A 14,255-nucleotide genomic window follows, 5' to 3' on the forward strand; every position below is an offset into this window, starting at 1 on the left:
GCAGCTAAACCCCCTCATTCCGGGGCGAGGCGAAGGCCTCGAGCCCGGAATCTCGAACTTGGCTTGCGTGCTTCTCAGTTCGAGATTCCGGGTTCGACGCTTCGCGTCGCCCCGGAATGACGGAGGTTGCGGCTAAAGCGCCGCGGTCGCGGCGTCGAGCCAGCGCTGGTCAGATTCATCGAGCGCGCCGCGCACGGCGGCGTCGACCTTCGCGTGGTACGCATCGAGCCAGGCGCGTTCGTCCGCGCTCAGCATCGCGACATCGATCAGGCGGCGGTCGATCGGCGCCAGGGTCAGCGCCTCGAAACCGTTCACCGGCTTCTCCGCGCCGGCAATATCCTTCGCCACCACCAGTTCCAGGTTCTCGATCCGGATGCCGAAGGCCTCGGTCTTGTAGTAGCCGGGCTCGTTCGACAGGATCATGCCGCGCTTCAGCGGCGTGGTGCCGAGCTTGGAGATCCGCGCCGGCCCCTCATGCACCGAGAGGTAGCTGCCGACGCCATGTCCGGTGCCGTGCTCGAAGTCGACACCGGCCTGCCACAGGAATTGCCGCGCCAGCGTGTCGAGTTGCGCGCCGGTGGCGCCATCCGGGAAGACCGCACGCGCGATCGCCAGATGCCCGCGCAGCACGCGGGTGAAGCGGTCGCGCATCTCGTCGGTCGGCGTCCCGATCGCAATTGTGCGCGTGACGTCGGTGGTACCATCCTGATATTGCGCGCCGGAATCGATCAGCAGGAGATCGCCGGGCATGATGCGTCGGTTGGTCTTGCGGGTGACGCGGTAGTGCACGATTGCGCCGTTCGGCCCGGTGCCGGCGATGGTCGGGAACGAGACATCTTTCAGCGCACCGGTGTCGCGGCGGAACGTCTCCAGCGCTTCTACCGCGTCGATCTCGGTCAACGCGCCTTTGGGGGCCTCACGGTCGATCCAGGCCAGAAAGCGCGCCAGTGCGACCGCGTCGCGCCGGTGCGCGCGCCTGGTTCCTTCGATTTCCGTGGCATTCTTGGCGGCCTTGAGCAGGCTCACCGGATCGGTGGAGCGTACGGGTTTGCCGCCGGCCGTCTGGATCAGCCGGGTGAGCGCATCGGCCGCGGTCGCACTGTCCAGCGCGATGGCCGCCCCGGTCTGCGCGAGCCTGGTCAGGTTCGGACCCAGCGCGTCGGGCTCGGCGACATCGGCGGATTGTTCGAGATGGTCGCGGGTGAGATTGGAGAGCTTGCGGTGATCGATGAAGATGGTCGGCCGGCCGCTCTTCGGCACCAGCGCATACGACAAAGGCAGCGGCGTGTGGGCGACGTCGGCGCCCCGGATGTTGAACGTCCAGGCGACGTTGTGTGAATCGGAGAGCACCAGCGCCTCGACGCCGAGCTTGTCGATCTCCTTTCGGATCCGGGCGAGCTTGTCGGTCTCGCTCTCGCCGGAAAATTCTGCGGCATGGACGGCAATGGGCGCCACCGGAGGCTGCGGCCGCTCGGTCCAGATCGCATCGACTGGATTGCTGTCGACTGCAACCAGTTCGGCCCCGGCCTTGGTGCAGGCGGAGGCCAGCCGTTCGGCGGCGGCCGCGGTATGCAGCCATGGATCGAAGCCGAGCCGGTCACCCGGTTTCAAATGCGCGGTGAGCCAGCTTTCCACCGGCGGCTCGACCAGCGATTCCACGGTCCAGGCCTTGCTGTCGACCTGCTTGGCCGCCTGCAATGTATAGCGGCCATCGACGAAGAGTGCGGCCTCGCGTGGCAGCACGACGGCTGCGCCCGCCGAGCCGGTAAAGCCGGTCAGCCATGCCAGCCGTTCCTCGGAGCCGGGAACATATTCATTCTGCTGCTGGTCGGCGCGCGGCACAATAAAGCCGGTCAGCTTGCGCCTGGCGAGTTCCTCGCGGAAGGCGGACAGGCGTGCGGTGAGAGCAACCCCGGTCTCGGGATCCTCGAAAGTCTGGAAGTGAGCTTCGAACATAGTCGATTAGTCTAAGGTCGAGCATGAGCGTCTGCAATCGACCTTCCCCAGTCGACGCGTGCAGCGCATGAAGAATCTCCTTGCATTCGCCTGTGCAAAACGATTTGCTGTCGTTTGCCAGTCATCCGAAAGAGATGAACCGGGGAAACGTTCGGAATGCTACGACCAAGGTCGAATAGCTGCTATGGTCGTGTGTTCTAGGAGTGCCTCAACTCAACGGCGAGGGGACGCACATGCCTGCTTTTACCTTCGAGAAATTATCGGCGCCCGCATCGCAAGAGACGGTGCCCACACCCGCCGAGAAGCAGCGCAGCACGCTGGGTCAGCTCGTAAGTCGTTTGACGGCGCCGCGGACGAAGCGGGACCGGCCGATGAATCCAGATTCTGATAGTCGCCAGACCCAGAGCAAGTCGAAGTAAGCGACCCGCGCGTCTCTCTCTGCCGGATTGATCCCGGCCTATCCCTCATATCGCAGCAACAGGCTGCTCCAGCCGTCGATCCTCAGCTGCCTGACCGGCACAAGTCCACGCGCACGATAGGCTGCGACGACGGCGCGCGCCTGCGGTGTCAAAAGGCCGGAGAGGATCACGTGTGCCGAGGGCGCCAGATGGCGCCGCATGGGCCCGGCGAGCTGGCGCAGCGGATTGGCCAGGATATTGGCCAAGACCAGATCGAACGGACCCTCGCGGGCGAAGTCGGGCGCGGCAAAGCCGGTGGCGCGGATAACCCGGACCCCTGGTGCAACGCTGTTGATCCGCATGTTGTCGCGGGCGACCGCGACCGAAGGAGAATCGATATCGCTGGCCAGGATCGGCTGATGCCGGGACTGACGGCAGGACTTGGCATGGCAAGACTTGGCCGCGGCGATGGCGAGCACGCCGGTGCCGGTGCCGAGATCCAGCACGCGGCGAGGCGAACGCGACTTCAACAAATGGTCGAGCAGCAGCAGGCAGCCGCGGGTGGTGCCATGATGGCCGGTGCCGAAGGCGAGCGCCGCCTCGATCTCGATGCCAAGCTTGTTCGGCGGCACCCGGGCCCGGTCATGGCTGCCATGAACCACGAACCGGCCAGCAGGTACCGGCACCAGATCGTCGAGGCTGGCCTTGACCCAATCCTTGGCTTCGACCACGTCGAAACTGATGGTTTGTGCGATGTCCGCGCCGGCCGCCCCTGCGACGAGCTCGCGAACCAGATCGCGATCCGGCTCTTGCGCGAAATGCACCGTTACGTCCCAGCGCCCGTCCGGTCGCTCGAAGGCGGCCACCGCAGCATCCCCCTCGAAAAAGACCTCAGTCAGGGTATCGACCGCGCGTCTCGCGTCAGTTTCGCCAGCCAAGCTGAAGCTGGCGCGGTGGGTGGCCGGAGTGAGCGTAGAGGTCATCAGGGGATCCGCGGGGGCAATTGGTCAGCGTGGTTAAGCGTTTTCGGCCCCAAGGCAAGCGCGATTGCATTTTGAGGTGGGTCTTGGGCCACTCGGATCTGCATCCGTCTAGGGTCGGATATCGCGTGAAAATTGCAGACAATTATCAAGACAATTTATCAGGCGCGTATTTAGGTGACTTTAGGTTTCAGCCGGTATGTTCCCGGCCGTGGAACTGAGCGGCTCTGGTCCAATGACAGGGGTATAGAGGTCAGCATGAAATCCAAGATTTTTAAGTTCTTACGCGATGAATCCGGCGCCACCGCCATCGAATACGGCCTGATCGCGGCCGGCATTTCGCTGGCGATCATCGCCGCGGTCAACGGGCTCGGCTCATCGCTGAGCAGCAAGTTCGACTCGATCAACACGTCTTTGAAGTAAGCGCTTCTGCAGCGGTGGTCTCAGGCCGGGGTTCGCGCCCCGGCCTTTCTTTTTGCGACGCGCACGGCTGGAACCAGCCGTTCTGGGGTCGCGGCTTCCATCCACAGGATGTCCAATGCGCATACAGGTCTTGTCCCGGACCTGTCCCAAGGCTTGTCCCAAAACTGTCCCAAGGCCGTAGCAAGACCTGTCCCAAGCTTGCAGGAGGTTTGTGCCCAGACCTTGCCACCGGCGGTCCACAGCTCTGTCCACCGCTTATCTCCGGGCAAACAGCGCCCTGTGATCGGACAGAATCGCATGCGCTGCATTGTGGCCGGGCGCGCCGGTGACGCCGCCGCCGGGGTGGCTGCCGGAGCCGCAATGGTAGAGGCCGGGCAGCGGCGAGCGGTAGTCGGCGTGGCCGAGCATCGGCCGTGCCGAGAACAGCTGGTTCAGGCTGAGCGCGCCGTGGAAGATGTCACCGCCGAGCAGGCCGAACTGTCGTTCCAGATCCAGCGGCGAGAGAATCTGCCGCGCGAGCACGGTCGAAGCAAAGCCCGGCGCGTAACGGTCGACGGTCGCAATCATGAGATCGGCGACCTCGTCCCGATGATCGTCCCAGGACCGGTGGTCGGGCAGTTCCGGCGCGACATGCTGGCAGAACAGGCTGGCGACGTGCCGGCCTGCCGGCGCCAGGCTGTCGTCGAGCGTGGAGGGGATCAGCATTTCCACCACAGGCTCGCGGCTCCAGCCATGCTCGCGCGCATCGAGATAGGCGCGGTCCATATAGGCCAGGCTCGGGGCCAGGATGATGCCCGCCGAGAGATGGTCGCCTTCGCCGGGCAGCGCGGTGAAAGAGGGCAGGCGGCTCAGCGCCAAATTCATACGGAACGTGCCTGATCCGTTGCGCCAGGTCTTGATGCGGGCGAGAAATGCATCGGGCAAGGCGCTGCCCGGCACCAGCCGCGTATAGAGCAGCTTGGGATTCACATTGGCCACGACATATTTGGCGCGAATGGTCCGGCCGTCCTCCAGCACGACGCCTGCGGCGCGGTCCTGCTCGACGATCACCTCGCGTACGCCGGCATCGACGTCGATCAGCGCGCCGTAGTCGCGCACCGCGCGCGCCATCGCTTCCGTGATCGCGCCCATGCCGCCGATCGCGTGGCCCCAGACCCCCTTCTTGCCGTTCACCTCGCCAAAGGCGTGATGCAGCATCACATAGGCCGAGCCTGCAGCGTAAGGACTGGCATAGTTGCCGACGATGGCATCGAAGCCGAACAGCGCCTTCACGAGATCAGTCTCGAACACCTCGTCCAGCATCTCGCCGGCCGAGCGGGTGAAGAGATCCAAGAGATCGCGCTGCTGCTCGATCGTCAGCGCGCGCAGCGTGTTGGCCGCCGCCAGCGCATTGAAGCCCTCGCGGATCGCGGACAGGCCAAAGCCTTCGACCAGGTTTGGCGGCGCGCGCAGCACGAAGCTGCGCAGCACGTCCGCGATCGCCTCCAGCCGCTGCGAGAACGGGCCGATCGCGTCAGCATCATGCGCGCTCAGCCTGGCCACCGACTCCTGTGTGCGGCCTTCGCCGGTCAGGAGATAGCGGCCGTCGGGGGCGGGGAGGAAATTCTGCGCCCGCCGTTCGACGATCGTGAGCCCGCGCTCATGCAGCTTGAGATCGGCGATGACCCGCGGATTGAGCAGGCTGACCGTGTAGGATGCGACCGAATTGCGAAAGCCCGGATGAAATTCCTCGGTCACGGCGGCCCCGCCGACCACCTTGCGCCGCTCCACGACGTGCACGCGCAGGCCCGCCATGGCCAGATAGGCGGCACAGGTCAGGCCGTTATGGCCGGCTCCAATGACGACGACGTCGGTTTCGTTCATGTCCGCTTCAAAAAGCCCTGGTTAAAGCAAGCGCGGTCGGACGACCGGGAACCGGTGATGGACAGTGCTGTCGCGCCGGAGCCTTATGCCGTCAAGGGAAAGTCTGCGGCCGCTGCTGGCCGTACCGCCCTTCCATCCGTTATGTCTGGTCCGCGTGTCGCGGCCGGGCCATGCGCTTTCCGATGCTGGCCGGAACAACGCCGGAGTTTTCATGACCTCGCTCGCATCGCCCGCAGCCGACCAAACCGCTGGTGCGCGGAATAGCCTGATCCTGGTGGTCTACACCGCCGCGATCTTCGTCAGCGCGTTGTTGTTGTTTTCGGTCCAACCGCTGTTCACCAAGATGGTGCTGCCGCGGCTCGGCGGCTCGCCGGCGGTGTGGTCGGTGGCGATGGTCTTCTTCCAGACGCTGTTGCTCGCCGGCTACGCTTATGCGCATTTTCTGATGCAGCTGCGCAACCGTATCGTGCCGGTGGTCGCGCACCTGTTGCTACTCGTCGTCGCCATCCTCACCCTGCCGCTGTCGATCGCAAATAGCTGGGGCGAGCCGCCGACCTCGGGCTATGCGCTCTGGCTGCTTGGGCTGTTTGTGGTCTCGATCGGCCTGCCGTTTTTCGCGCTGGCCGCCAACAATCCGCTGCTGCAGGCCTGGTTCGTCCGCACCGGCCACCCGGCCGCGCCCGATCCGTACTTCCTCTATGCGTCGTCCAATATCGGCAGCTTCCTGGCGCTGTTGTCCTATCCGCTGCTGATCGAGCCGATCTTCAGCCTGCGCATGCAGAACCTGATCTGGACCGCCGGCTACGGGCTCTTGATCGTGCTGATCGCGGCCTGCGGCCTGCTGCTGTTGCGCGCGCCGGCGCAGCTGTCAATCGAGCTGCAGGCGGAAGAGGGCGACGCGCCGCCGCCGAGCTGGCTGTTGCGTGCGCGCTGGATCTTCCTGGCGGCGGTGCCCTCGGGCCTTCTGATCGCGGTCACCGCGCATATCTCGACCGACGTTGCCGCCGCGCCGCTGCTCTGGGTGCTGCCGCTGTCGCTCTATCTCTTGACCTGGGTGCTGGTGTTCCAGTCCCGGCCGTTGCTGCCGCACACATGGATGTTGGCGCTGCAGCCGCTGGCGATTGCCGGCATCGTGGTGCTGCTGGCGGTCGGCGGCGAGCAGAACCTGCTCCTGACGCTGGGCGGCCATCTGCTCTGCTTCTTCCTGATCGCGATGGCCTGTCACGGCGAGCTGGCGCGGACCCGGCCGGCTGCCAGATATCTCACCGGCTTCTACGTCGCGCTGTCATTCGGCGGCATGGTCGGCGGCCTTTTCGCAGGCTTGGTCGCGCCGTTCACCTTCTCCTGGGTCGCCGAATATCCGATCCTGCTCGCGCTTGCCGCGCTATGCCGGCCGGCGCAGAAGAGCGAGCGTTTGCCCTCTGTGACCCGGTGGTACTGGCTCGTGCTTGCTGCGATCGCGATTGCGCTGATCGTACCGGGGGAGACCACCGGCGCGGTCACGGCCTATCTACAGGAGCATCGGGTCTGGGTGGCCGGTGTGGTTGGCGTGTTCGCGGCGCTACTCGCACTGCTGCTCAATGTCGATCGCTGGAAGATCTTCGCAACCGTCGTGGTCGCGCTGGTGCTGATCCGGCTTTATCCGGCGGATGACGGTCGGGTCGAAACGGTTCGCAGCTTCTTCGGCGTGCACAAGATCGTGGTCACCCCACACGGCCAATACCACGTGCTGATGCACGGCACGACCATCCATGGCGCGCAGAAATATCAGAACGACGACGGCTCACCGGTCACCGGACGGCCCGAACCGATCACCTACTACCATAAGGACGGTGGTATCGGTCGCGCCATCACCGCGGTCCGCGAGCGCAAGGGCGCGCCGCTGAAGGTCGCCGTGATCGGCGTCGGCGCCGGCACGCTGACCTGCGCCGCCGAGCCGGGCGAGAGCTGGAAGTTCTTCGAGATCGACCAGACCATGGTCGATACCGCGAGCGACCCGAAATATTTCAGCTACATCAAGAATTGTGCGCCCGACTTCAAGCCGGTGATCGGCGATGCGCGGCTGACCTTCGCCAAGGAACCGGATGGCATCTACGACCTCATCATCGTCGACGCCTACTCCTCGGATGCGATCCCGATCCATCTTGCGACCGAAGAGGCAATGGCGATCTACAAGGCCAAGCTCGCCCCGCAGGGCGCCGTCGTGATGCACGTCTCCAACCGCCACCTCGCGCTGGAAAGCGTGGTGGTCGGCATCGCCGACGCCAACGATCTGAAGAGCTGGGTCTACAACGAGGATTCCGGCCGCGACGACGAATACATCTTCCCGACCGACGTGGTGGTGTCCGCGCGCGACGATGCCGATGTCGGCAATCTCGCCTCGTCGGACAAATGGACCGAAACCGAGCCGACCGAGGGCGAGCGGGTCTGGACCGACGATTATTCCAACATTCTCGGCGCGGTCTATCGTCGCCTGCGCGACGGAGAGTAGTGGGATGTCGAGCTTCGCCCAGGCAATGGGATCAAGCAATCCGGGATCAGGACGAAGATCTGGATTGCTTCGTCCGCCGCTCCTTGCAACGACACCAATTCGGCAAAATGCAAAATGAAAGGCGGGCGTGAGGCCCGCCTTCACCTGTCAATGTCAGGGCATCTCAGTCCTGATAGGTGTTGCCGAAGTAGTCCCGCGGCTGATAGGGGCGCGGCTGGTAGGAACGCTGCGGCTGCTGGTAGCTCGGGGCGCTGTTGCCGTAATACTGGTACCGCTGCTGCGGATAGGCCTGAGCATCGTAGACACGGCGTGTGGCGCTCGGCGGCGCGGGATAGCGCGTGCCGTCGTCGCTGCCGTCGGCCGGATAGATGTAGCCGTCGTCGGCCCGCTGCTGCGGCACGAGCTGCCGTCCGGGCAAGTATTGCGGCTGCGGCGTCAGCACGACCGGTTCGCCGGCGCTGTCATATTGCTGGGTGTCGCGGCGCGCCACTGCTGTGCCGCGGCGCGGATTGCGCGCCAGCGCAACCTCGGCGGAGCCGGTCAGGGTCACGGTGGTGTTGAGGACGCCTTCTCTCTGGACCAGCTCATAGAGTGTCGTGGCATTGGCCTTCGACAGCCGCACGCAGCCATGCGACGCAGGCGTGCCGAGCCGGCCTTCCGAATCCGTGCCGTGGATCGCATGCCCGATCTTGGTGAAGAAGATCGAGTGCGGCATCGGCGCGTCGTCGAATTCCTTGGAGTAGTGGTCCTCTTCCATGCGGAAGGCGCGGAAGCTGCCGCTCGGCGTCTCGCGGGAGGGAATGCCGGTCGAGACCGGCCAGTGATAGCGCTCCACGCCATCGACCGCGACCGTCATCATCTGGTTGTTCTTGTCGACCGTGATGTCGACCTTTGCCAACGCCGGCGTGCCGGCAAGCAGCATCAATCCGGCAAGCGCAAGAAGAGTGGTACGCATGTGACCTCTGGCCTCTGCAATTTCAGTCCCGCCGCGGCTCTTTCCCTCGGCCTGCAATATGTCCGAAATTGAGCATTTGTTCCAGGAGCGCGAGCAGCACATCATTAACGGCCGGCGCAATGCAGGCAAGCCGTGACCGCTGACGCCGAGTGACATTTTCGCGAGTTAACTATTCGCGAGTTGCCCCGAGGCGGCGTGGGCGTTAGCGAGGGACGTCACGGAGCTGCAACCATTTGGCCGCATCCGTGTTATACAGATCCTTCCTCGTCCACCTGCCGAAGACCCATCGGGATGACAATGCTGAAAACAAGAGCCAAGGCGGCAGCGCTCCGCGACCGCTCGTCACAACGCGTGACCTGTCTTCTCGCGGCGCTCGCGATCGTGGCGCTCGCGCTGGCCTGGCTCTCACTGCCGGTCGCCCACGCCCAGGGCATCGTGGGCGGTGCGCGGGAAGGCGCCCATGAAGGCAATCGGATCGGCGGCCCGGTGGGCGGCGTCGTCGGCGGTGCAGTTGGCGCCGGCGTGGGCGGAGCGGTCGGTGCCGTCGAAGGCGTGTTTGGCGTCCCGCACCGGTCCTACTACCACCGGCACTACCGCTGCCGTGGGTATCGCGACCGCTACGGTCGCTTTCACTGTTATCGGTAAAATCGGCGAGATCGCCTGGCAGCGGCTCAGCGCTTGAGCCGGTAGCCGGTCTTGAAGATCCACCAGACGATCGCCAGGCAGATGGCGAGGAACGTGAGCGTCATGCCGATGCTGACGACCACGTCGACATCGGCGATCTCGTAGAAGCTCCAGCGGAAGCCGGAGATCAGATAGACCACCGGGTTGAGCAGCGCGATCGAGCGCCAGGTGGGCGGCAGCATATTCACCGAGTAGAAGCTGCCGCCGAGGAAGGTCAGCGGCGTCACCACCAGCATCGGGATCATCTGCAACTTCTCGAAGCCGTCGGCCCAGATGCCGATGATGAAGCCGAACAGGCTGAAGGTGACTGCGGTCAGCACCAGGAAAGTCAGCATCCACACCGGATGATGGATGTGGAGCGGCACGAACAGGCTGGCGGTCGCCAGGATGATCAGGCCGAGAATGATGGACTTGGTTGCGGCGGCGCCGACATAGCCGAGCACGATCTCGAAATGGGAGATCGGCGCCGAGAGGATCTCATAGATCGTCCCGATAAATTTGGGGAAGTAGATCCCGAACGAGGCGTTGGCGATGCTCTGCGTCAGAACCGACAGCATCACCAGCCCCGGTACGATGAAGGTGCCGTAGCTCACGCCCTCGACTTGGCTGATGCGCGAGCCGATCGCCGCGCCAAACACGACGAAATAGAGCGATGTCGACACCACCGGCGACACGATGCTCTGCAGGATCGTGCGCCAGGTGCGCGCCATCTCGAATTTGTAGATCGCGCCGATTGCCGGAAGATTCATTGCTGCACCAGACTGACGAAGATGTCCTCGAGCGAGGATTGCTCGGTCTCGAGATCGGCGAAACGGATGCCGGCGGTCCTGAGATCGCCGAGCAGGCTGGTAATGCCGGTACGCTCGCCCTTAGTGTCGTAATCATAGCTCAGGCGCCAGCCGTCCTCGGACAGGACGAGATGGTAGGCGCTCAAGCTGTCCGGCACTGCATCGATCTTGTTCTGCAGATAGAGCGTCAGCCGCTTCTTGCCGAGCTTCTGCATCAGATTGGCCTTGTCCTCGACCAGGACGATCTCGCCTCTGTTGATGACGCCCACGCGGTCGGCCATCTCCTCGGCTTCCTCGATGTAATGGGTCGTCAGGATGATGGTCACGCCCGCGGCGCGGAGCTCGCGGACCACGTCCCACATGCCCTTGCGCAGCTCGACGTCGACACCGGCGGTCGGTTCGTCCAGAAACAACACCTGCGGCTCGTGCGCCAGCGCCTTGGCGATCATGACGCGCCGTTTCATGCCGCCCGACAGGGTGATGATCTTGGAGTCCTTTTTGTCCCACAGCGAGAGGTCTTTCAGGATCTTCTCGATCAGAGCTGGATTCTTCGGCTTCCCGAACAGGCCGCGGCTGAAGCTGACAGTGGCCCAGACGCTTTCGAACGAATCGGTGTGCAGCTCCTGCGGCACCAGCCCGATCATCGCGCGGGCGGCGCGGTAGTCGCCGATGATGTCATGGCCGCCGACCGCGACCTTGCCGGTGCTCGGATTGGCGATGCCGCAGATGATGCTGATCAGCGTTGTCTTGCCGGCGCCATTGGGGCCGAGCAGTGCGAAGATCTCGCCGCGGCGGATATCGAGATCGATCCTCTTCAGCGCGGTGAAGCCGGACGCGTAGGTCTTCGACAGACCGGAGACGGAAATCACGGGGGTCATAAGGGCAGGTTGAGCTGGAGCAGAATGGACGGCGCTCAGGGAGGAAGCTGTTCGTGGACGCCGCCGGAGGGCAGGCGAGAGATAGGAAGGCGTCCTGTCGCCCGCAATCGTGCGTCGTAGGGCAATTCGGTCAGTTTCGGGGCCTTTTGAGGGTCGAATGTGGTAAGGTGTTGCGGGTACGACACGATTCGGCGGTAACGTGGCTTGAGCCGCTCGTTCATGTTGCGTGTGCGAGCATCGTGAGACTACGGTCGCGCCGTCGCGACATCTTTTCGCCGCGGAGGAAGACCGATGACGCCAGGAAGCCGCACCATTGCAACGGATGCCAGGATGTCTCCTGTGATCCGGTGGTTGAGCGCAGGCGCGCTTGCACTGCTGTTGCTGCTGCCGCTCGGTCCCGGAGCCGCTCGGGCTGCACCGACCGCGACGGCAATCTCGGCGAGCACGACCCACGTCTACCTTCTGCGCGGCGTGCTCAACATCTTCTCGCTCGGGCTGGATGATATCGCCGCCAAGCTGCAGGCGCAGGGAATCCCGGTCACCATCGCCAATTTCGTGTCCTGGTCCTCGCTCGCTGACGAGGCCGCGGCCGGCTACCGGTCCGGGCAAATCAAGACGATCATCCTGGTCGGCCATTCATCGGGCGCCACCGCGCTGCCGGACATGATCGCCAAGCTCGGCCAGCTCGGCGTGCCGGTGAAGCTCGCGATCGGGCTTGATTCGGTATTCAAGACCAAGCTGGTCGCCGGCAATGCCGAGCGCTACATCAACTTCTACATCGCCAACGGTGCCGGCGAGCCGGTCCGCCGCGACGATGGTTTCCGCGGCAAGCTGGAAAACGTCGACGTCGAATCCGTGCCGGGCGTCGGCCATATCACCATCGAGAAGAACCAGATCATGCAGCAGAAGGTGATCGGCGCGATCGATGCCGTGGTGTTCGGCAACAGGGGCCGGCCGGTCCAACCGACCACGGTGACCCGCCCGCAGCGCGCGGCGAGTGCCTTAGGCCTGCGGAACTGATTTCCGATTATATCCCGATACCGGCGTCGCCTCAAATTTGCGCCGATTCAAGGGCGACAAGCGCAGCGCAGGCAGATACCGTCTTGCCTGCGTTTCAGGTTGCGAGAAGGCGCCCATGATCGGTCCGGGACCAACTTCCAAGGATTCCGTCAAGGTTCGCGCCTCCAGAGGTGCGGTGTGGCTTGCCGGTGCACTGCTTCTTTGCGGTGGCATGACTTTCGGATCGGAGGTGTGCCTCGCCGGCCCTGCACCCGCCGCCGCTCAGGGAAGTAAGCCCATTGCACGCACCGCGGCGGTCGCGCCTGCGGCGGTGACGCCAGCCGAAGCGGCGCCGGCCGCTCCCCAGTTTCCTCCGAAGGTCTATCTGTTTCGCGGCGCGCTCGGCCCGATCTTTTCGACCGGCATGGACCGTCTGGCTGAAAAGATCGAGAAGGCTGGTTTCTGGGCTCGTGTCTATGAATTCACGCTGTGCGACCTGATCGCGCTCCAGGTCGAGAAGGCCTACCGTGCCGAGCCCGGGCCGATCGTGCTGATCGGCCATTCCATGGGCGGGCTCTGCAGCGTGCGGATCGCGATCACGCTGCAGGAGGAGCATATTCCGGTCAGCCTGGTGGTGGCGATCGATCCTGCGCACGCGACCAAGAGCGTCCCGCTCAATGTCGAGCGCTTCATCAACATATTCCTGTCGGACAATGTGCTGGGCGGCGGCGATGTGAAGCCCGAGCCCGGCTATCACGGCCATTACGCGAGCTTCGACATGAAGGATCATGACGAGGTGACCCACATCAACATCGACAAGATGAACGATGTGCACGCCCAGCTCGTGAACATGATCAGCCAGCTCAACCAGACGCCGGCGACGGCGGATGCCGATCCGGTGCCGTTGCGCTACCTTGTGCCGCCCAGCGCCTCGCTCGAGCTCTGGGATAGCGGGAGCCCGCTGTTCGTGCGGCCGGGCGACACGTTGGAGCAGATTGCTGCCAATTATGGTCTGCCGCTATGGGCGGTACAGCAGGCCAATCCCGGCGCGGGCAGCGGGCCGCTGGTTCCGGGCGAGCGCATCGTGATTCCGCGGCATCTCTTGCCGGTCACGGCCAGCGCTGCGCAAGCCAATCTCCCGCCGGGGCAGGGCGCCGATGCGACGCCCCGTCCAGCTCAACCCGGCGGCAAGAATGGGATGATCATGGGGACCCGCCGGCGGTAGTCGCTGTAGTCCGGGCCGAGCTCGGCGGAGAGGAAGACCTCCTCCATCTTCGCCTTCAGGCTCATGCCGAGCGAGATCAGGATCGCACCGACAATCGCGCTTATCGTTCCGACCGCGACCCCCGTCGCCAGCATGCCAAGGATGAGCCCGGTATAGATCGGGTGTCGGACCATGCCGTACGGCCCGGTGTCGATTACCTTGTGGCCTTCCTTGTGGGTGATCGCATTCGACCAGAAGCGGCCGAGATGAATCCGGGCCCACCAGGTGAAAGCGATGCCGGCCAGCGTCACCACGGTGAGCAGGTAGACGCCTGTCTCGCCGGGATTCCAGATCGGCTTTTCGCCGAGCGCGCGCGCCGTCCACGGCGTGAACAGGATGCCGCCGGCGACGATCAGGATGTGATAGCGGCTCGCATGCAGCGTGGTGACATGCTTGCGGGTCTGGCCGGACCAGAATGAGGCCCCGACCCAGCTCGCCAGCCAGATCAGCCAGATGATGGCCAACAGCGAGGTCGGCCAGGTCGTGGTCCACCCGCTGAACGCAAACGCGATGATGTGGCTGAAATCGCCAGACATGTCTTGAAACCGTTATCTCTGTTAGATGCGGCCGCTCTTA

General features: G+C 64.3%; 12 protein-coding genes. 5 read left to right on the forward strand and 7 right to left on the reverse strand.

Annotated elements, in window-relative coordinates; all coding sequences use genetic code 11:
* Positions 1–132 precede the first annotated feature (132 nt).
* A complete protein-coding gene (locus ACQR1W_RS22465; RefSeq protein WP_434852830.1) occupies positions 133–1,956 on the reverse strand; it encodes an aminopeptidase P family protein in 1,824 nt (607 codons plus the stop codon).
* Positions 1,957–2,413: 457 nt separating this feature from the next.
* Positions 2,414–3,337: a 50S ribosomal protein L11 methyltransferase gene (locus tag ACQR1W_RS22470; RefSeq protein WP_434852831.1), complete on the reverse strand. Its 924-nt coding sequence runs from the start codon at positions 3,335–3,337 to the stop codon at positions 2,414–2,416.
* Positions 3,338–3,592: 255 nt separating this feature from the next.
* Between ACQR1W_RS22470 and ACQR1W_RS22475 the strand changes: the two genes are divergently transcribed.
* Positions 3,593–3,757, forward strand: a complete 165-nt coding sequence (locus tag ACQR1W_RS22475; RefSeq protein ID WP_008969224.1) for a Flp family type IVb pilin — start codon at positions 3,593–3,595, stop codon at positions 3,755–3,757.
* Positions 3,758–4,012: 255 nt separating this feature from the next.
* On the opposite strand, the gene ACQR1W_RS22480 is transcribed toward ACQR1W_RS22475, so the two are convergent.
* A complete protein-coding gene (locus ACQR1W_RS22480) occupies positions 4,013–5,620 on the reverse strand; it encodes a phytoene desaturase family protein (RefSeq protein WP_434852832.1) in 1,608 nt (535 codons plus the stop codon).
* Positions 5,621–5,831: 211 nt separating this feature from the next.
* On the opposite strand from ACQR1W_RS22480, the gene ACQR1W_RS22485 reads away from it, so the two are divergent.
* Positions 5,832–8,111: a spermidine synthase gene (locus ACQR1W_RS22485; RefSeq protein ID WP_434852833.1), complete on the forward strand. Its 2,280-nt coding sequence runs from the start codon at positions 5,832–5,834 to the stop codon at positions 8,109–8,111.
* A gap of 163 nt (positions 8,112–8,274) precedes the next feature.
* On the opposite strand, the gene ACQR1W_RS22490 is transcribed toward ACQR1W_RS22485, so the two are convergent.
* Positions 8,275–9,066 (reverse strand): L,D-transpeptidase, encoded by a 792-nt coding sequence (locus ACQR1W_RS22490; protein ID WP_434852834.1) that lies wholly within the window; start codon positions 9,064–9,066, stop codon positions 8,275–8,277.
* Between the two features lie 297 nt (positions 9,067–9,363).
* On the opposite strand from ACQR1W_RS22490, the gene ACQR1W_RS22495 reads away from it, so the two are divergent.
* Positions 9,364–9,711 (forward strand): hypothetical protein, encoded by a 348-nt coding sequence (locus tag ACQR1W_RS22495; protein WP_434852835.1) that lies wholly within the window; start codon positions 9,364–9,366, stop codon positions 9,709–9,711.
* A 26-nt stretch (positions 9,712–9,737) separates the two neighbouring features.
* Here ACQR1W_RS22495 and ACQR1W_RS22500 read toward each other — a convergent pair whose 3' ends face one another.
* Positions 9,738–10,499 (reverse strand): ABC transporter permease, encoded by a 762-nt coding sequence (locus ACQR1W_RS22500; RefSeq protein WP_008969217.1) that lies wholly within the window; start codon positions 10,497–10,499, stop codon positions 9,738–9,740.
* Positions 10,496–11,416, reverse strand: a complete 921-nt coding sequence (locus ACQR1W_RS22505) for an ABC transporter ATP-binding protein (RefSeq protein ID WP_434852836.1) — start codon at positions 11,414–11,416, stop codon at positions 10,496–10,498. The genes ACQR1W_RS22500 and ACQR1W_RS22505 overlap by 4 nt, the downstream gene beginning before the upstream one ends.
* Before the next feature lie 291 nt (positions 11,417–11,707).
* Here ACQR1W_RS22505 and ACQR1W_RS22510 point away from each other — a divergent pair, with 291 nt between their 5' ends.
* Complete coding sequence (locus ACQR1W_RS22510) at positions 11,708–12,436, forward strand: hypothetical protein (RefSeq protein ID WP_434852837.1); 729 nt, start codon at positions 11,708–11,710, stop codon at positions 12,434–12,436.
* Positions 12,437–12,551: 115 nt separating this feature from the next.
* Positions 12,552–13,640 carry an alpha/beta fold hydrolase gene (locus tag ACQR1W_RS22515; RefSeq protein ID WP_434852838.1) on the forward strand — a complete coding sequence of 363 codons (1,089 nt, stop codon included), beginning with the start codon at positions 12,552–12,554 and terminating at the stop codon, positions 13,638–13,640.
* Here the strand turns inward: ACQR1W_RS22515 and ACQR1W_RS22520 are convergent.
* Positions 13,592–14,215, reverse strand: a complete 624-nt coding sequence (locus ACQR1W_RS22520; protein WP_008970009.1) for a methyltransferase family protein — start codon at positions 14,213–14,215, stop codon at positions 13,592–13,594. The two genes, ACQR1W_RS22515 and ACQR1W_RS22520, sit on opposite strands and share 49 nt — an antisense overlap.
* Between the last annotated feature and the right edge of the window lie 40 nt (positions 14,216–14,255).

It is taken from the genome of Bradyrhizobium sp. HKCCYLS1011 (assembly GCF_051167795.1).
In the GTDB taxonomy this organism is placed as follows: Bacteria; Pseudomonadota; Alphaproteobacteria; order Rhizobiales; family Xanthobacteraceae; genus Bradyrhizobium.